This window comes from Bacillus sp. AK031, from assembly GCF_053903065.1.
Genome location: NZ_CP096424.1, coordinates 1,822,445 through 1,841,016 on the forward strand (window position 1 = coordinate 1,822,445; position 18,572 = coordinate 1,841,016).

Consider the following 18,572-nt stretch of genomic DNA (forward strand, 5'->3'; position numbering starts at 1 on the left):
AAACCCCACAGGCAAAGTTGAGGAGGCCAATCAAGTTCTTTTCAATCTTTTAAGCGTGATATTAAATGAAATTCAAAAGTTGTTTGACATACAAACCATCCAAAGAGTATATTGTGTATATACAGTATACACAATTATTTTAGAGGGGAGTTTTCACATGTTATCTTTGGATGTCAGAAATCTAAATAAGAAATATGAACATTTTCAGTTAAAAGATGTTTCATTTCAACTGAAAAAAGGATATATTATGGGGTTTATCGGTGCCAATGGTGCTGGAAAAACAACCACTATAAAATCAATTTTGAATATGACTCAAATTGATAGTGGGGAAATCAGTATTTTGGGTAAGAATTTTATCGAAAACGAACTTGAGATGAAGCAATTAATTGGGTACGCATTTGGTGGTGTCAATTATTATACGAGAAGCAAAATCAAAAAAGTAACTAATGTGATTAAGAAATTTTATAATAATTGGGAGGAAGAAACCTATAACAATTATCTTAAAAGATTTAATTTAGATGAAAATAAAAAAATAGCAGAATTGTCAGAAGGAATGAAAGTAAAATACAATTTGGCTCTTGCTTTATCCCATGGTTCAAAGCTTCTCATCTTGGATGAACCGACAAGTGGACTAGATCCAGTAGCGAGAGACGATCTGTTGGATCTTTTCCAAGAGTTGGTAGAAGAAGGAGAAATCAGTATTCTTTTCTCAACTCACATAACATCTGACTTAGAAAAATGTGCAGATTACATTACTTATATCCATAACGGCCAAATCATTAATAGTTCTGAGAAAGAAGAATTTATTAACGCCTATCGATTGGTGAATGGAAATGATAGTCAACTTGAAAAGGTTAAAGAACAATTGATTTCCTATAAAAAAAATTCATTCGGCTTTACAGGATTGATTCATGAGAAAGACTTTGATTCAAACTCAGATATTAACTCAATCCGTCCTAATCTTGAAGAGATTATGATTTATTTTTCAAAAAGGGAGGATATGTATGTATAACTTACTTTTGAAGGAATTAAAACTGGGTGTAAGTCCCATCTTTTATATATTACCCTTTTTGACAGGTGCTTTAATGTTAATTCCCGGATGGCTGTACTTTATTGTTCTTCTATATTTTTGCTGGATAACTGTACCTAATCTGTGTGGGACTTATAAAGCTCAGAATGATTTACAGTTTTCTTTTATGATGCCCGTTACTAAAAAAGACATTGTAAAAGCGAAAGTAGCGGTATTTGTAATTTTGGAGTTATTGCATATTGTAATTGCAGTCATCTTTGGCTTGATTAATACTCAATTATATCCTAACTTCACCAATTTTTTCTTTGGACCAACTGTAGGTTTTTGGGGACTTGCTTTTATGATGCTGGCTATATTCAACTTGATTTTCATATCTATGTATTTTAAGACAGCCTATAAATTCGGAGCTCCTACAATAGTAGCGATTACGGGTGCTATGCTATTTGCAGGAGCTGCCGAATGGTCAGGAATACAAAATTCTATATTGTTTGACTTATTTAAAGGCAGTGGTGCTGATAATCTAGTAATACACATACCTATCCTTTTGACAGGAATTACATTATTTGCAGTATTCACCCTCGTCGCTTATCAAATTGCCCTTAAACAATTTCAGAAAGTGGATATCTAATGAACTTAGCAATTTCAAATGCTTCTGAAAAACCAATCTATCAGCAGGTTTTTGAACAAATCAGTGCTCAAATTCTCAAAGGTGAGATTGAACCTGGCTATAGTCTTCCTCCAATACGACAAGCGGCCAAGGAACTGCGTGTCAGCATTATAACCATAAAAAAAGCTTGGGAAGAACTTGAACGAAGTGGTTTGATCTATACTGTAACTGGAAAGGGCTGCTTTGTAGCAGAACTTTCAACTGAAGATATTCTTAAAAAGCGTAATGAAATGATCGAAAATAAAATGGCCGTGGACATATCCTATTACAAATCATTAGGTCTGACATTAGAAGAGGTTGTTGAACTTCTGAGGAAGGTTTATTAAAAAGGTGTAGGTAGTTCTCGAATGAACTATTACATTCTTACACAAAGAGTGTAGATTGAAAAAATCTGAAAGATCCCCACCTCCTTAACCAAAACAGTTTTCTTGCTAAGTTGAGTGAGGTGGAATTTCTTTTGTTTTATGTCATCTTAATAATCATGCTGATTAATGGTAAATATTTAAAAATACACTAGGACATGTTAAAAATTCATCAAGAAGGTCTTAATCCCCAACATGGCAGAATAAAATATTCATAACAACCACTTAACTTCAAAGAGAATAGGGGTGGCAAGATGTTTTCGGTTACGGAAATGCGTACCTTTGAGCTGTTTTCCAATCCCCACATCACAGTGCTCTTGGTTTTTGTGGCTATTTCGTTATTCCTTGTTATCTTTAGAGTTTTTCTCAAACCATACCAGTCCATAATAAAATGGACACTATTCAGTATTTTGGCATTGAGTGAATTATCTGCACAAATATGGGTAATTGCGACAGACCAGTGGGAATATGGCAGTTTGCCGTTGCACCTGTGTTCCATCAGTACATTTATCTCGATTTATTTATTTTTTAAGCGCAGCAAAAAAGCATTTTATTTATTGTTCTTCACTGGATTCCTTCCTCCCATCCTGAGTATGGTAACCCCGGAAGTGTTTTATCAATTTCCACATTACCGTTTTTTGAAATATTTCCTGCATCATTCGGCCATTGCCTGGTCCGTATTATATTTTGTTATATACGAAGGTTACAGATTACCGAGAAAAGCGGTGTGGACCGGCTTCTTGATGCTCAACATTATTGCCATTCCTATATTTTTCATCAATCTTCTCATGGACACCAATTTCTTCTATCTGGCTAATCCCACCGAATCCAAAACCATCTTATCTTTCTTCGGATCTGGCATCATGTATTATATCAACCTTGAAATCGCAGCACTAATTGTCTTCTCCTTAACGTACCTCCCAATGGGCATGCTGTTAAAACGAGAGAGGAAAAGGGCAGGCCAGTGAAAGAGGGAAGGTTGAACATTCTTAAAAGTTTTTTTATGAAAGATGGTATAATAGTAAGAAAACGTTTTTTAGTCAGTCAGGAAGAAAGCTGGGAGAGAGAAAAGTGCAAGAGTATATTAATGAAAACAAAGAGGAAATGCTTAAACTAATTGAAACACTGGTGAATATTGATAGTGGTTCTAACAATAAAGAGGGCGTTGATCGAATCGGCGCTATTTTGCAAGAAGAGTACAGAAGGATCGGATTTAAGGTGAATGTCATAACCCAAGAGGATTATGGGAATCATCTGATTATAGAACATGAAGAAGCTGAGGATCCGCAAATCATGGTGATCGCTCACATGGATACTGTTTTTCCAGACGGCACAGCTGCTGAAAGACCTTTCAGAATTGAAGAGGACCATGCATATGGCCCGGGAGTCATCGACATGAAGTCAAGTCTGGTCACTCTCCTGTATGCGGCAAAGACTTTGTTGCAAGTGAATTTGCCAGCCTGTAAGAATCTTCAAATCCTGTTGAACAGTGATGAAGAAATCGGTTCCCCTTCTTCAAAAGAATTAATTATGAAAACAGCCAAGGGGAAAAAGTATGCATTGATCATGGAGCCTGCGAGAAAAGACGGTTCTCTCGTTTCCGCGAGAAGAGGGAAAGGCAATTATACCCTCAACGTCATCGGAAGAGCCGCTCATTCAGGCATAGAGCCGGAAAAGGGCAGAAGTGCAATCGAAGAACTGGCCCATAAAGTCATCCAACTGCATGAACTGAATGACCATGAAAACGGCATTAGTGTGAATGTCGGGCTTATTGAAGGCGGTTCTTCAGTCAATACGGTTTCGGACCATGCAAGTGCACAGGTCGATATCCGGATTTCTGAATCAGATCAGGCTTCATCTGTTGAAGAAAAAATGGAAGAAATCTGCTCCAAGACAGATGTACCCGGAACAGAAATTATTCTTGAAGGCGAAATGAACAGGCCTCCAATGGAAAAGAACAAACGAAATAAACAGTTGCTCAACAGAATTGTCCAAGTAGGAGAGGAGCTCGGGATTGAAATTACTGATACCTCTACTGGCGGCGGTTCTGATGCTTCCTTCACCTCTGCGGCAGGAGTCGCTACGATCGACGGCATGGGACCGGTTGGAGGCAATGCCCACAGCGATAAGGAATATATGGAGATTTCATCACTTACCGAAAGAACGCTTTTGTTAGCCAAAGTTATAGAAAAGCTTTCTCAAGAATAACGAGGTGTGTTTCATGAATCACGAAATCCTGGCTGAACTGCAGTCCATTGAAAAAGAATATAGTGTCGAGATTTTGTACGCAGTTCAAGCCGGAAGCAGGGCATGGGGATTCTCATCTCCTGAAAGTGATCATGATATAAGGTTCATCTACCGTCATTCTTTAGAATGGTACCTGTCTCTGGAAGAGAACAGGGATGTTATAGAAAAACAGCCTTCCAGCAGAATGGAGCTGAGCGGATGGGATCTCAAAAAAGCTTTGAAGTTGTTCAGGAAATCGAATCCTTCCATACTGGAGTGGCTTCATACTGAAGAAAAGCTCATTGCGGATCCATCCTTTTGTGAAAAAATCCTGCCTTTACAAAGCAAGGCATTTTCACCATCTTCCTGTTACTATCATTATCTTAGTATGTCGAAGTCTAATTACCACAAATGGCATAACCAGGGGTTTCAGTCCGTAAAATTAACTCTCCATCTGCTCAGAGGCATTCTTGCCTGCAGGTGGATAAGGCGGAATGAAGCGTTCCCGCCGGTAAGATTTGAAGATTTGCTTTCCCATACAGTCAGTGATTCAGCCGTGAAAGAAGCTATTACCTCTATTCTGGAATTGAAGAAATCAGGAGCTGCTGAATGGGAAGGGAATCAGGAACACCTGCTATCTTTTATTGAAAAGGAAATGATGAATCTTATTGATAGGAAGCCTTCTTTTCAAGAAGAAGGAATGGCTATAAAAAAGGATCTCGATGAACTCTTTCGTTCGCTCATTTTAAAGTAATCTCTGGCTGCCGGCATGGGCAGCCATTTTTAATCGGTAATGAGATATAAATTGAAAAGTATGGTAAATTCAAATGGGAGAGTTTTGGAGAAATAGAGCCTGTTCCTTCAAGGAAAAGGTAATGAAATGGAGGAGATTCAGAACGTGGATATGATTTCACATAACAGAAAAGCATGGAATAACAAGGTGGAAGAAGGCGCTGTGTATACGAAAGCCGTCAGTGCAGAATTGATTGAGAAAAGCAAAGCCGGTGAATGGGAAATTACGGTCACGACAGTCAGGCCGGTACCAAGAGAATGGTTCCCGGAATCACTGGAGGGAAAGAGGGTTCTTTGCCTGGCTTCAGGCGGCGGGCAGCAAGGACCAGTTTTGGCTGCTGCAGGAGCGGATGTTACAGTTATGGATATTTCCGACAAGCAGCTTGAGCAGGATCGTGCCGTTGCCGAAAGGGATGGGCTTGTTTTGAAGACCGTTCAAGGAAATATGTCTGACTTGAATATGTTCAGTGATGAAAGCTTTGATTTAATTGTCCATCCAGTTTCCAACTTATTTGTTGAGGATCTGGCACCTGTCTGGAAAGAGGCGTCCCGGGTATTGAAGGCTAAAGGAGTGCTGATCTCAGGGTTTACGAACCCGCTTCTTTTCATATTTGATGATGAACAGGAAATGAACGGGGTCCTTGATGTCCGTCATTCCATCCCTTCCAATTCACTGGATAACATGTCAAAGGATGAGATTGAAAAGCATCTTGCGGATAACCAAACAGTTGAATTTGGACATACGCTAGAGGATCAAATCCAGGGACAGATAGAGGCTGGATTCGTTATAGCCGGCCTGTATGAAGACGACTTCGGTGGAAACAGGCTGCTGGACAAGTACATAAAAACGTTCATCGCTACAAAAGCAATCAAGATATAAATGGAACATAATCCCTTGTGGCTCTTTAATAATTTTATAGGATTTGTTAGTTAATGATGTTGTTATTTAGTATAAAAGAATCCATTGGTTAACAGACTGCATTTGTTTAATTGGTAGCCTGTACATCCTGAAAATCTGATTATAAAATCAATCTTGTGTTTTTTATTTGGAAACTAAGGTTGATTGGAGCGGAAGGTGTGCGATCTCCTGCGGGACTAGCGGGACAGGTGAGACCCCACAGGCAAAGCCGAGGAGGCTCACCGCCCGCCCCGCGGAGTCGTGCACCTGGAGCAGAAATCATGCAGCACTATTTAAATAGGTTTATAAAAAAACATTACTCTTTAACACAGCCATTTTATAAAAAGGAGTGTATTGGATGAACAGTGATATTCGAGCTTTGTTTGAGAATCTAGCATCTAAAGAAAAAACGGAACAATATGAAGCTTACCAGAAAATAATGGAATTGACCGAGAAGGAAGTCGATTGGAGTTATGATGTTTGGGACAGATTAATCGAAGACCTTTCAAACAAGGATCCACATAAAAGATCAAGAGCAGCACAATTTCTTTCCCATTTAGCAATCAGTGATCCTGAAAACAAAATACTGCAGGACTTTCCTATGGTTTGGGAAATAACCAAAGATGAAAAGTTCGTTACAGCAAGACATGCACTTCAGGCCATTTGGAGAGTTGGTTTGGCAGGAAAAAGGCAAAAAGAACTCGTCGTTAGTCATTTAATAGACCGATTTCATCATTGCACAGACGAAAAAAATTCTACACTCATTCGATTTGACATCATCCAGGACTTAAGAAATCTGTTCGATATCTTAAGAGATGAAAGTTTGAAAGGACTGGCTTTGGAATTGATTGAGTCTGAAGAGGACAGCAAGTATAAGAAAAAATATGCTTCAGTATGGAAAAACGCATAAACATCAGTACAGCAATCTCACTTGAGGGGATTGCTGTTTTGCGATATAGAGAAATCCCATTGGATTTGCATGCTGCCGCTTACATAAATTGAAGAGAATGCCGGATGAACTGTTAAAAGAAATAAAATTCATTCCTTTAATTTGAATACCCTACGTACGAATGGATAAAGCATATATCCAGCCGCAGCTCCCAAAACGTTCAGCAGCAAATCATCAATATCCAAGCTGCCGCGGCCAGTTATAAATTGCAAGATTTCAATCAAGCAAATGCCCGCTGTTGTAAAAAGGATGACGCCGGTATAGGAAGCCTGTTTAACCATATATCGATAATATAGACCGAATGGAATGAAAAACCCGATGTTCGCTCCAATATTGTAAAATGCGATAAGAAAATCCACATAGCCCGTCAGATAAAAGAGAATTGTCCTGAATGGAATCAGATTGATACTATTATATACCTGGTTATTGGGTCTGAAGAATAACAGAACAAGCAGACCGGCACTATAGAAAAAGATCAGGATATTCAATAATCTTTTTGAAAAGGTAACCTCCACCTGTTTCCATAAACATAAAACAAATAATAGACTAAAAGAATAGCAGACCCAGACAATCAATATGACAAAAGGGTGAAGGTAGCGGGTCAACTCCAGCCATAGAGGTGTTAAAAGCAAAAACACAATCTGAGTAAGGATCAGGACGTTTCTCATTATTTCCTCCAGAAAAATTAAAGAATGAATAAATAGGGAAAGCGGCATTTATGAAGAGCGCTTTCCCATTCTTGTTTTATGTGGATTAGCCACGTGGATATCCATCAATGCAGGTTATTCTTTATCTTCTTTGTCGAACCATAACAGCTCTTCATCATCGACTTCACCGTTATAATTAATGAGGATTTCTTCCCCTGCCTTGATATCTTTGTAAGCGTAAAAATCGAAAGTATGGTTTGGGAAATTAATTTCATAATCCGCGTTCGGCTCGTAGGCATGGTTGAAAAGCATCCCATATCCCAAAAGCAAGCAACTGTGGTTTATTCCGTATTCAAATGCATAATCAGCAAGCAGTGTCTTTTCAATGTGGACGTGCTCTTTATTGGGGTAGGGAAGGACAGGTGCTTCGTGGATCAATTCGCCTTTTTTAATATCCCTGACAGCAAAGACTCCCCGATTTAATTCTCCATCACTCAATTGAGATGTTCTTACTTCTATCATATACTCACCTTCATTCTGTCATTTTTCAAAGCATGTCCCTTCAGTTTGTCAGTTGAAAGGAAAGAATGCAACTTTTTTCGATTATGTTATGCCTTTTCAAGAAGAAGTCCTGTTGTATTCAGAAAAAACAGAATATTTATGGTAGAATATTGGTAATGTTTTAGAAGTGATTGCCAGCCGGTGGAATGAAATGTGTGTGAAAAAAAGGGGGCATTCAGCTTGAAAGACAGACATAATTTAAATTGCTTCATAAATGTGCATTGAAATTAATAAGATGAAGAGACTCTATTTGAAAAGGAGAGATTTAATGAAGATTATTCGTTTAGGACATGCGATGTATCTATTTGCCTCAAAAGGGGGGAAACGTTACCTGGTTGACCCATTCTTTGATATGAATCCCGGCTGTCCAGAGGAATTTCAAACAGATGATTTCATGAAAAGCCTTGATGCGGTGTTTCTGACTCATGGGCATTTTGATCACACCAGCGGACTATCGAAACTAAAAACTTCTAATCCGGAATGTCTGGTGATTGCTCAGTATGAACTGGCCATGATCCTTATGCAAAATGGGTTTCAAAATGTATTCCCATTAAATCTTGGAGGGTCCTTTGATTTGGAAGATTTGACATTGACGATGGTACAGGCCAAACATACCTCCAGCTATGGGGAGACGGAAGGTACACCTGTATATGCCGGGGAGGCAGCAGGCTACATAATGGACTTTGCCGATGACCATACCGTTTATCATTCAGGTGATACAGCACTGATGCTCGATATGAAGCTGATCCAGGATGTGTATAATCCAACGATAGCGATTTTGTCTTCTTCAGGGCAATTTACCATGGGTCCTAAAGAAGTGGCTTATGCTGTTGAAAAACTTCTAGATGTGAAATACGCCATTCCAAGCCATACGTTTCCTTCTAAAGAGACAGCAGCTTCTGCCGAGACGCTGGAGGCTCTTTTGGAAGCATTCCCTGTAGTCGGGAATATGATTGGAAGAGATACCGAATTACAAGAACAGTTAAGCGGTCAAAAGAAGACTGAAGTGATCATCATGGGGTACGGCGAGGAAACTGATTTTTAACATGAAAAGACGCTGGTGATGTTCAGTCTCCAGCGTCTTACCGTTTGTAGGGTACCAACTGTTTAGAAAGGTCTTCTTTATTCTCTATTGAATAGATAAGATCAGGGGTCAGCTGCAATGTCCTGTTTTGATAACTGATGCCAAAATGCCGGAACTCTATGCCCATTTCTTTTAATTCAAACAGAAGTCCGGCAGCTTCCTCAACCTCCTGATTCTCGTTATGTTTAGAAATAGTGACATCCTCAAGTGATACTCCGATTTCAATGCTCGATTGATAAATGTAATCTACAGGGTCTCCTGCCTCTGATATAGGGCTGGTCTCTATTGAATAACGGGAATCTTTTGAGAAATATTTCTCAACTATTGGTGTTATTTCTTTCTTGGCATGATATCTCACAGCCTCATAGTGGTAAGCATCATCAATTTGCCCGGAACCCCTCATTTCGCCTACATGAAAAATGATCTCGGGTTCATCTGTTGCGTGTGCGTAAGCATTATAAGTGCAGCTATGAAAAAAATCATAAGAAACGTCTTCTACAACATAGTCTTTTTCATATTTTGCTTCCAAATACTCGGTGAATCTGTCTTTGGTGGTCCACTTGCCCCATGGCGGTCCAAAAATGTATGAAAACAAGGAGGCAATTACAATAATTGATAGATTTTCGCAGAATAGATAACCGCCCTGGATTTGTAAAATGTCATTCTGCTGACCTGATAATATCCGCTTGCAGTTCTACCTCGACATTTCCTTTAATGGCCCTTGTGATCATGCAGGAAGACTCTGCTTTTTCTGCGAGCCTCGCTGCAAGGGAGACATCTTTTTCTGTTGCTTCTTTCTTCAATGTAATTCGCGGGCGGTGAATGATCTTTTTATAGGTGATCACCCCTTTGGTGACATCGACGATTCCTTCCGATTCCAAGGTCAGATCGTTCTTTTCAAGGCCGCTTCTTTCCATCATGGCCGCAAGCGTAATGATGAAACAGGTCGCTGCCGCACCAAGAAGCATTTCATCAGGGTTCGTTCCGATTCCAGGACCATCCATTTCTTTCGGAATCGAAATGGCTGTTTTCATATTCTCGGTCTCAATATCTCCTATGTCATTGCGAAGTCCCGGCCAGTTTGCTTTCAAGTGAAAGTGATGCTCTGCCATTTGTCATTCCTCCTAATAAAAAATCCAGTACCTCCATTTTAGCAGAATTTACGAAAGAGAAGGATATCCGGAGCTTAAGTCGAATGTATTGGAATAACTTACTGCAGAGAGAAGATGAAACCATGGAATGCAATGTAAAGTACGGTACGATACATTATAAAGTGTGTGGAGAGGGGAAACCCATCGTCATCCTTCACTCAATGGGAACAGACCATAGGGCGATGAGTGCCTGGATTGAACCTTTGTTCACTGAAAATAGCAATTTCAAGCGGATCTATGTCGATCTGCCTGCACATGGCTGCAGCAAAATCAACGACCAATTTAAAGGCACAGAAGATATCGTTAAAAGCGCTCAGGAGCTAATAGAAAAAGTAATCGGGGAAGAACGATTTTCCTTAGTCGGTATGTCATACGGGGGGTACGTGGCTCAAGGAATCCTGGACACTATCAAGGAAAAGGTTGAAGGCATCTGCCTGCTTGTTCCGGCAGTACATAACAGGACTGGGAAGCTTCCGGAGAAAATTAGTTTAGTTGAGGAGGAAAACCTAACCTTGCAGCTTCAGGAGGATATCAAATCAGCATACAAAACGTTGATGGTGATCCAAAACAAGACCACTCTTGAACGTTTTCTGTCAGAAGTACAGCCCGGAAGAGAACTTGCCAACAGAGATTTCCTTACATCAAATTGGCGGGAAAGTGATTACTTCCTGACAAAAGAACCTTTCTCAGAATGCGTAGAACTTAATGTCCCTGCTTTGTTCATCCTTGGTAAACAAGATTCAATATGTGGTTACGAAGATCAGTTCCAGCTGTTCCAAAAGTTTTCTAATGCGACTTTTACGGTAGTGGATGGGGCAGGGCATATGGTGCCGATAGAAAAGAGAGAAGTGGTTCAGCACCTTCTGAATGATTGGCTTTCCAGAGTTTCAGATGCAAGGTGAAGTGTGCAGCATGAGTCCATTGTGTTCATATAACAAAACGCCGGCTGCAGCCGGCGTTTGAACACTCATACATGAGTCTTTTCTTCTTTTTCAATTAAATAAAAACCTATGTACTCCAAGGCTGCCTCCAGGTTTGCCACCTTTTTGACAGAGGAAGAAAGAAGAGCGGCGTTATGCGCTTCATACCGTGCTATCTCCGGCGTGATGCCAGTGATGATGCTTTCAATGCCCATGAGGTGAAGTGACTGGATAATACTAGTCACGACAACCGGAAAGTGGTCATCCAGGATGATCAGTCCGGATAAATCGATGATAAAATAATCAATATCTGAACTACTACAATAACTGAGGACGACATCGGTAATCTTTGCAGCTCTTTCTTCATCGATCATACCTTGGATGGTCAAAGCTGAAACCCCATTCGTTATAGGGATGATAGGCACGTTCAGGAAAGACATATTGAATTGAGTTTGATCCAGATGGACGATGTGGGACAAGACAGCGGCCATGGATTTAAGATATTCTGCATCATCCTCTGAAAAATCTTTCTTTTCACGATCCATCACACATAAAGTGCCAAATACTTTACCTTCCAAATCATAAAGAGTCACACCCATGAAGCCTTTGACTTTTAATTGAGAAGTAACTTCCAACTCCCTGGTCATCGCATCTTGTGTTAAATCAACGGTACTTAACGTACTGTCCTGGCTGGAAATAATCAGCCTGCAGTAGGTTCCGCCGTACTCTACTGAATAACCTTCAGGAATGATTTCTTCTTCTTCATTAAATGAACTAAGGACGGTCATCGCTGTCGAACCTCTTTTGGTCACATAGGCCGTGTTCACATTAAGTCGTTCTCCAATGCTTTTGAACATTTTTTTAGATGCAGTCTTTAAGGACGGAAAATCTTCGGATGAAAAATGATATTTAGTAGTAATATGAATCTCTCCCTTTAATAGTATTTACCAGAAAACAACGTGTCAGTTCTGTTGTAAAACACAAGAACTATATGGAATTACAGAATGGGAAAAAATTCATATAGCTAAATGATGTATTACCAGCTTAACAGTTTTAAAGAAAGAACGAAAATTCATTATGGAAATTTAATACCTATTGTAAATTTAGATCCATTGATTAAGAAAGGCAAAAAATACTGAAAGTAAACTGAAATCCACCTATAATAAGACACAAGGACACAAGTCATAGAGGAAATTGGAGCTTTAAAAAATGGAAGGAGACTTAATAATGAAACTTTATCGTGTCATTATACCTGTCACAGATATTGAAAAGGCAGCTGACTTTTACAGAATGGTATTGGGGATAGAAGGAAAACGTGTCTCCAACGGCCGCCACTATTTTGATTGTGGTGGAACAATCCTTGCCTGTTTTGACCCTGGGGCTGATGGAGACGTGGCGGCAGTGTCTCCCAACCCTGAACATATCTATCTTTCTGTCTCAAATCTTGAAGGGGTTTACGATTGTGTAAAAAACTCTGAACCACTTTATATAGAAGAAGGTATAATGAAGAGGCCATGGGGGGAAGAATCTTTCTATGCAAAAGATCCATTCGGGAATCCGCTTTGCTTCGTGAAAGATAACACAGTATTTACAGGGTAAGGAGCTGAAAGGTATGTATGAATTGAAAACGAAAGAGAATGACAGAAGTGTCATTGAATTTATTGAAGCCGTCGATAATCCAAAGAAGCAGGAAGATGCGTACAGACTGTTAGATATTTTCACTGAAACCACCGGGTATGAAGCAAAAATGTGGGGGCCGAGCATCATTGGATTTGGTTCCTATCATTATAAATATAAAACTGGGCATGAAGGAGATGCTCCATTGGTCGGTTTCTCTCCGAGGAAGGCGAAAATCAGTTTGTATTTTGCAACCGGGGATCCTGACAGGGAAAAGCTGTTAGAACAATTCGGAAAACACACCTCCGGCAAAGCTTGTGTGTATATCAATAAGGTAGCGGATATTGAAGTGGAGGTTCTCAAAGAACTGATTAAGCAATCTATTCAATTCCTGAAAGAAACCTATCCAGAACAACCGAAGAAATAACTGCTGTGCACCCTGAAACCCAGGGTGTTTTTTCATGATCTGCACTTTAATGCTTTAAAGTAACAGGGGACAGTCCCACTAGCGATGCATGTGTTACAAAATATGGAAGCCTGTGGATAAAAAAATAAAAATACTTTCCTAAACGCAAAAAAAGCCCTAATGTAGAAGATGCAGGACCATACTTGTTCCCAAATCTTCTACAAAAGGAGCTCATCACAATGAGTAAAAGTATAGGTCATGAAACGTTAATTTGTCAATGTTTAAAATTATTGCCAACCGAACACCTGAGATGTCCACTACTGGACTACAGAAAGAAGCTCAAAACAGAGTCCTTAATCAAAGTTTTTATCGCTGGCCAGTTAGATCAGTGGAATTCGTACAATCGTATGGAAGAGAAGCTCTTCGCCCATCCTTCCTTACGCGAGGAGTTGGATCTCGATATGATCAGCGGCTCGCAATTAAGCCGCCGAATCAACGATCTTCCGACCGAAACTGTAGAGAAACTTTTCTATAAAGTTGTCGAGATACTTCTCCACCTTACACGCGACCAAAAAGGGATTTCAAAAAAAGTGGGGCTCCTCAAAATCGTTGATTCTACAGAACTGAAGCTGCCTAAAAGCTTGTGTGAGTGGGCAACGATTTCGAAGGATCATACGGCTGTAAAAATGCACACGAGGTTAGTTGTTACCTCACCAAATACGGCCTTTCCAGACAAAATCATTCCTTCTACGGGCAATGTCAGTGACTTTGAAAGTGCCAAATACCTCATCGAAGATTCTTATGCCACCTACGTAACGGACCGGGGCTATTCCTCCAAAATGAATCTGGAAGAATGGCTGAGGAGAGACATTTCTTTCGTTACGAGAATCTCGAAAAATTTGAGGGTATACATTGAAAAAGAGTTTGAACCAACTCATCCTTCTGTCACCAAGGATGCCATTGTCTATTTCGGCACCTCTCACCATCCTGTCCGATACATCGAATTTACGGATGAAAAGGATAGGGTGTATCGAATCTTAACCAATCGATGGGACCTTGAAGACACTGAGATTCTAGATATTTATAAAAACAGATGGATCGTTGAGCTCTTCTTTAAATGGATAAAACAGCACCTGAAATTCACTAAAATTTGGAGCACAAAGCCCCAAGGAATCTGGAATCAAATGTTCTTATCGGTCATTGCCTTTGGTCTATCTGTGATCGTTAAACTTATGACACGATCCACCAAGACTACATGGGGATTCTTTCAAGCACTTCAAACCTATCTCTATAAAACGTATAGCGATTTATTAGTAGAATTAGGGAGAAAGAAGAAAAAATCAAAAGGAAGGCAAAAAGTCCCGATCCCTTCGAAATCTAAACATGATTTTGGAACTGTAGCCATGGTAAAAGGAAAACGACGAATTTAACTATAAGTATGTAAAAAAATGGGAACAAGGTCTTTTACAACCATGTTACCATTTTTTAATTCCGGAGCTGAAACGAACTGTAAAAATTTTGAATAAATTTAAGAAATTTACATATATGCATCGCTAGTGGGACAGTCCCTCATTCCATTAAAGGGTTAAAGTGGAAAGGATTTAAATTTTTGTGGTTTTATGAAACAATTCTGAGGTTCGTTCAGTTACATAGTTAGGAAGAGGTTAAGTGTAATCACAAATCATTATCTTACATAATCCAAGGAGAGTGCAAAATGAAAAAAATTTCTGTGAAACTACTATTATCGACTTCTTTAATTCTTAGTTCTTTTACAATTGTGAGCGGTTGTTCAGTGAAACTGGACAACGAAACGGTTGAAGAGGAAAAAGGAAACGATGCTGAAACTGAAAAAACCGGTCTGGTGACAATCGAGCATTATAACTTACTCAAAAAAGGGATGTCATACGAAGAAGTAGTGGACATCACCGGATCAGAAGGGGATGGAGAAAGAGATGAAAATGGTGATGGAATATATATATGGGATGGCGAGATTCCCAACACTTTTATGAGTGTCAGTTTTAAAAGAGACAAGCTGACCATTAAGGAGAATATGGGATTAAGGTAATCCATATTTTCATCCTCTTCTTGCTTCTGCTGGGAAACTCCATAGCAGAAGCATTTTTAATTAATTCTGATTAATTGAATAATTAGAAGCAAAAGTCAAAAAAGTTGTGGTAAAATTTACAATAATAGAAGAATAAAAGAGGTGAGATTTTTTGGAGTTCATTGTACTTTCTATCCTTTCGGCAATTCTCAGTTTATATATTTTATACATCATTATCGAAAGGGCTGTAAGAAGGGGAATTGACACTTCGGAAACAGGCCAGCTGATCCAGCGCCATTTACAAGACAAAGGAGAACCTCCTTTAACCAACAGTGAAATTGAGGCAGAACTGGAAAATGACCGTAACAAGGAAGATTAATCAAACACCGTTCTTCATCTTTTGATATTTATCTCATACTGCAGGCTATAACATTTCTGTTTCTTGGGGTGATATCTGAATCATCTCCCTTTTTCATAATAGATTTCCAGTTTCAAAAAGGAGTAGATCATATGGGATTACCTAAATGCGGAGAATGTGGAAAGCCGCTTTCCTGGTGGAGGGTCTTTAAAGATTTATCAGTTGGAAGTATGTATAGCAAACGTAAAATTGAATGCAGCAAGTGCGGTACTAAGAATATGAGGATCATCTGGCAGCATTTAGCCGCTAATATCACTTTTATAGTATTGATCGCTACTGCAGGAACCTTTATCGAACTGGAAATATCACAATCAATCATCCTGTTGGTATCTATTCTTATTGGCGGTATGTTGCTTCTCCCTTTTGTGATTTCTTATGAGCCTTCCTATCTCCCAGAAGAAAAGGACAGTTACCAATAATTTCAAGACAAGGTGATGGTAAGAATGAAAGCACAACAACTATCTGAATTGATATCTATTGAAATGAAAAACGAAAAGTTCTCCGGCGCGGTACTTGTTAAAAGAAAAGATGAAAATATTTTGGAAGAATCAGCAGGATTTGCCGACAAAGCAGAAGAACGCCTCATTCACCTCCATACACGTTTTGGAATCGCTTCAGGCTGCAAAATATTTACCGCTATAGCCATTTGCCAGCTTGTCGGAAAAGGTATCATCACATTCGAAACAAAGTTGAAGGATTGCCTGGACATCGAATTTAAGGCATGGGATGAAGACATCACAATCCATCATTTGATGACCCACAGCGCAGGGATCCCTGACTATTTTGACGAAGAAACCATGAGTGATTTTGCTGACTTATGGAAAGAGACTCCAATGTATCTCTTGCACAAGCCGAAGGATTTTCTGCCGATGTTTCAGGATCAAAAAATGAAGTTCAAGCCTGGCGAAAAGTTTCATTATAATAATGCAGGCTATATTGTTTTAGGGTTGATTGTCGAACAGCAATCGGGCCTTTCTTTTACAGAATATATTAACGAAAATATTTTTGGAAAAGCAGGAATGTACGATTCTGGCTATTTTTCTATGGATTCTCTCCCAAAAAATACAGCTTATGGGTATGTAGAAAAGGCGGACGGAAGTTATAAAACCAATCTGTATTCCGTTCCAATCAAAGGAGGACCGGATGGAGGAGCTTTTATTACGGCTCCTGATATGGTGGAATTTTGGAAGGCTTTATTTAATCACCAGTTGGTATCCAAGGAAATCACCCAAATCTTGCTTGCTCCTCATGTACGGGTTAAAGAGGGTGTCGATTACGGATATGGGATCTGGATGAACAGCAGCGGTCCTTTCCGAAAATACCATGTAATGGGATATGATCCTGGGGTGAGCTTTCATTCCGGCTGTTATCCAGAAGCAGAAGTAACCTTTGCGGTTGTTTCGAACCATGGAAAAGGTGCCTTTGCGATTATGAAAAAGATAGAGGAATCCTTGTTTTCAATGAAGTGAAAACAGTGACAATACATAACAGAGCAGTGAGGGATTTAGTATGTGGAGAAAATTTTTTGCAGCAGCCGGTTTTACCATCTTCTTTGGGGTCGTTTGCTTATTTGCGATGGCATTTTCATTACTTGTTTCTTCTCAAAATGGCTATATTTATGTAGCGATTGTATTAGGAGCATCATTAATAACCGGGAACCTCCTTATTTTAGGAGTATTGAACAGGTTGAAAAAACAATTCCGTGTCCTGATTCCAATCCTTGTATATGGGATTCCGTTACTTTCATACGGTGGGTACGAAGCCTATATCAATCGCATTGAAATTTCAAATGCGGAAGTGGACTTGACCGCTTATGAACCATTTACAGCTAATTCAAAAGCAGCAGTGTTAGAAGAAGAATCGGACCTTAAACTCGAAGGCGATTTGCCGACATTGGATGGAGCAACAGCTCTATACCCAGTAATCTCCTCACTTGTCCAGTCTGTTTATCCAGAAGGTGACTATCCCCATGACAATCCCGCTCAAAGTGAAGTGGTGTCCTCAAAGACTGGTACAGCATACGACAGGCTCATCAAGCAGGAGGTTGACATGATTTTCGTGGCCGGACCTTCAGAAGCACAGCGTTCGGGGCTGGGAGAAGAAATGAACATGACCCCCATAGGGAAAGAAGCGTTCGTGTTTTTTGTTCATGAAAGCAACCCTGTCGAAAGCTTAACGATTGAAGAGCTGCAGAAAATCTATTCAGGTGAAATTAAAAATTGGAGAGAAGTTGGTGGGAAAGACAAGGAGATCATTGCTTTTCAACGACCTGAAGGCAGCGGCAGCCAAACAGGATTGCAAAATATGATGGGAGACATTCCAATCATGCAGCCGCCTACCGACCAGAGGGTGAGTGGCATGGGAGGAGTTATTGAAAAAGCATCAGATTACCGGAATTATCGAAATGCACTCGGTTTTTCATACCGTTATTTTGCTACAGGGATGGTTGACAGCAAAGGGGTCAAACTACTGAAGATTAACAATGTAGAGCCGGACACACAAGGCATTCAAAGCGGGGAATATCCACTCACCGGTGAATTTTATACGATTACTAACGGTACAGATAATCCAAACGTTGAACCGTTTATCAATTGGATATTGTCTGAACAAGGACAAAAATTAATAGAAGAAACAGGTTATGTACCGATTAACTGACTTAGCGGGGGGTGAACCTTGATTATTAGAAAAATCGAGCAAGCCCCAATTTTCCTTGCATCGGAAATAGATATTCTATGAATCCTTAAATTCTTTAGACCACTATCCAAGTGTTTTTGGCTAGTGGTCACTGAATAGTATTTAA

At 39.7% G+C, this 18,572-nt stretch carries 23 protein-coding genes; 18 read left to right on the forward strand and 5 right to left on the reverse strand.

All coding sequences use genetic code 11. The annotated features are described in order from the left end of the window. Positions 1-157 precede the first annotated feature (157 nt). From M1E09_RS09180 to M1E09_RS09215, 8 genes are all read left to right on the forward strand, one after another. Positions 158-1,012 carry an ABC transporter ATP-binding protein gene (locus tag M1E09_RS09180; protein WP_456274532.1) on the forward strand — a complete coding sequence of 285 codons (855 nt, stop codon included), beginning with the start codon at positions 158-160 and terminating at the stop codon, positions 1,010-1,012. After that, positions 1,005-1,658 carry an ABC-2 transporter permease gene (locus M1E09_RS09185; RefSeq protein ID WP_456274533.1) on the forward strand — a complete coding sequence of 218 codons (654 nt, stop codon included), beginning with the start codon at positions 1,005-1,007 and terminating at the stop codon, positions 1,656-1,658. The genes M1E09_RS09180 and M1E09_RS09185 overlap by 8 nt, the downstream gene beginning before the upstream one ends. Then, positions 1,658-2,023: a GntR family transcriptional regulator gene (locus tag M1E09_RS09190; RefSeq protein WP_456274534.1), complete on the forward strand. Its 366-nt coding sequence runs from the start codon at positions 1,658-1,660 to the stop codon at positions 2,021-2,023. The genes M1E09_RS09185 and M1E09_RS09190 overlap by 1 nt, the downstream gene beginning before the upstream one ends. A gap of 290 nt (positions 2,024-2,313) precedes the next feature. Continuing rightward, entirely contained in the window at positions 2,314-3,027 is a 714-nt protein-coding gene (locus M1E09_RS09195; RefSeq protein ID WP_456274535.1) for a YwaF family protein, read from the forward strand. Positions 3,028-3,130: 103 nt separating this feature from the next. Further along, a complete protein-coding gene (locus tag M1E09_RS09200) occupies positions 3,131-4,267 on the forward strand; it encodes a M20 family metallopeptidase (protein WP_456274536.1) in 1,137 nt (378 codons plus the stop codon). 13 nt (positions 4,268-4,280) lie between these two features. Beyond that, the gene (locus tag M1E09_RS09205; protein ID WP_456274537.1) at positions 4,281-5,039 is read left to right on the forward strand and encodes a nucleotidyltransferase domain-containing protein; all 759 of its coding nucleotides are present in this window, start codon (positions 4,281-4,283) and stop codon (positions 5,037-5,039) included. Positions 5,040-5,189: 150 nt separating this feature from the next. After that, a complete protein-coding gene (locus tag M1E09_RS09210; RefSeq protein ID WP_456274951.1) occupies positions 5,190-5,957 on the forward strand; it encodes a class I SAM-dependent methyltransferase in 768 nt (255 codons plus the stop codon). A 376-nt stretch (positions 5,958-6,333) separates the two neighbouring features. Then, positions 6,334-6,885, forward strand: coding sequence for a hypothetical protein (locus M1E09_RS09215; RefSeq protein ID WP_456274538.1), 552 nt, complete (start codon positions 6,334-6,336; stop codon positions 6,883-6,885). A 128-nt stretch (positions 6,886-7,013) separates the two neighbouring features. Here the strand turns inward: M1E09_RS09215 and M1E09_RS09220 are convergent, their stop codons facing one another. Both M1E09_RS09220 and M1E09_RS09225 read right to left on the reverse strand, forming a co-directional pair. After that, a complete protein-coding gene (locus tag M1E09_RS09220) occupies positions 7,014-7,592 on the reverse strand; it encodes a VanZ family protein (RefSeq protein WP_456274539.1) in 579 nt (192 codons plus the stop codon). 114 nt (positions 7,593-7,706) lie between these two features. Beyond that, positions 7,707-8,093: an SET domain-containing protein gene (locus tag M1E09_RS09225; RefSeq protein ID WP_456274540.1), complete on the reverse strand. Its 387-nt coding sequence runs from the start codon at positions 8,091-8,093 to the stop codon at positions 7,707-7,709. Between the two features lie 307 nt (positions 8,094-8,400). Here M1E09_RS09225 and M1E09_RS09230 point away from each other — a divergent pair, with 307 nt between their 5' ends. Beyond that, positions 8,401-9,177 (forward strand): metal-dependent hydrolase, encoded by a 777-nt coding sequence (locus M1E09_RS09230; RefSeq protein WP_456274541.1) that lies wholly within the window; start codon positions 8,401-8,403, stop codon positions 9,175-9,177. Between the two features lie 37 nt (positions 9,178-9,214). On the opposite strand, the gene M1E09_RS09235 is transcribed toward M1E09_RS09230, so the two are convergent. Then, the gene (locus tag M1E09_RS09235; protein ID WP_456274542.1) at positions 9,215-9,811 is read right to left on the reverse strand and encodes a hypothetical protein; all 597 of its coding nucleotides are present in this window, start codon (positions 9,809-9,811) and stop codon (positions 9,215-9,217) included. A gap of 64 nt (positions 9,812-9,875) precedes the next feature. Further along, on the reverse strand, positions 9,876-10,328 hold the full coding sequence (locus tag M1E09_RS09240; RefSeq protein WP_456274543.1) for an OsmC family protein: 453 nt from the start codon (positions 10,326-10,328) through the stop codon (positions 9,876-9,878). Positions 10,329-10,411: 83 nt separating this feature from the next. Here M1E09_RS09240 and M1E09_RS09245 point away from each other — a divergent pair, with 83 nt between their 5' ends. Continuing rightward, a complete protein-coding gene (locus tag M1E09_RS09245; RefSeq protein ID WP_456274544.1) occupies positions 10,412-11,269 on the forward strand; it encodes an alpha/beta fold hydrolase in 858 nt (285 codons plus the stop codon). Between the two features lie 65 nt (positions 11,270-11,334). Here the strand turns inward: M1E09_RS09245 and M1E09_RS09250 are convergent, their stop codons facing one another. Further along, a complete protein-coding gene (locus tag M1E09_RS09250; RefSeq protein ID WP_456274545.1) occupies positions 11,335-12,114 on the reverse strand; it encodes an STAS domain-containing protein in 780 nt (259 codons plus the stop codon). Positions 12,115-12,514: 400 nt separating this feature from the next. On the opposite strand from M1E09_RS09250, the gene M1E09_RS09255 reads away from it, so the two are divergent. The 8 genes from M1E09_RS09255 (at position 12,515) to M1E09_RS09290 (ending at position 18,427) form a co-directional block, all read left to right on the forward strand. Beyond that, a complete protein-coding gene (locus tag M1E09_RS09255) occupies positions 12,515-12,886 on the forward strand; it encodes a VOC family protein (RefSeq protein WP_456274546.1) in 372 nt (123 codons plus the stop codon). A 13-nt stretch (positions 12,887-12,899) separates the two neighbouring features. After that, a complete protein-coding gene (locus tag M1E09_RS09260; RefSeq protein WP_456274547.1) occupies positions 12,900-13,331 on the forward strand; it encodes a DUF1801 domain-containing protein in 432 nt (143 codons plus the stop codon). A gap of 218 nt (positions 13,332-13,549) precedes the next feature. Further along, entirely contained in the window at positions 13,550-14,740 is a 1,191-nt protein-coding gene (locus M1E09_RS09265; RefSeq protein ID WP_456272525.1) for an IS4 family transposase, read from the forward strand. Positions 14,741-15,024: 284 nt separating this feature from the next. Beyond that, entirely contained in the window at positions 15,025-15,375 is a 351-nt protein-coding gene (locus M1E09_RS09270) for a hypothetical protein (RefSeq protein ID WP_456274548.1), read from the forward strand. A 151-nt stretch (positions 15,376-15,526) separates the two neighbouring features. Continuing rightward, a complete protein-coding gene (locus M1E09_RS09275) occupies positions 15,527-15,733 on the forward strand; it encodes a hypothetical protein (RefSeq protein ID WP_456274549.1) in 207 nt (68 codons plus the stop codon). A gap of 131 nt (positions 15,734-15,864) precedes the next feature. Further along, positions 15,865-16,191, forward strand: coding sequence for a hypothetical protein (locus M1E09_RS09280; protein ID WP_456274550.1), 327 nt, complete (start codon positions 15,865-15,867; stop codon positions 16,189-16,191). A gap of 15 nt (positions 16,192-16,206) precedes the next feature. Beyond that, positions 16,207-17,241, forward strand: coding sequence for a serine hydrolase domain-containing protein (locus tag M1E09_RS09285; protein WP_456274551.1), 1,035 nt, complete (start codon positions 16,207-16,209; stop codon positions 17,239-17,241). 40 nt (positions 17,242-17,281) lie between these two features. Beyond that, entirely contained in the window at positions 17,282-18,427 is a 1,146-nt protein-coding gene (locus tag M1E09_RS09290) for a substrate-binding domain-containing protein (RefSeq protein ID WP_456274552.1), read from the forward strand. The last annotated feature ends 145 nt before the right edge of the window (positions 18,428-18,572 follow it).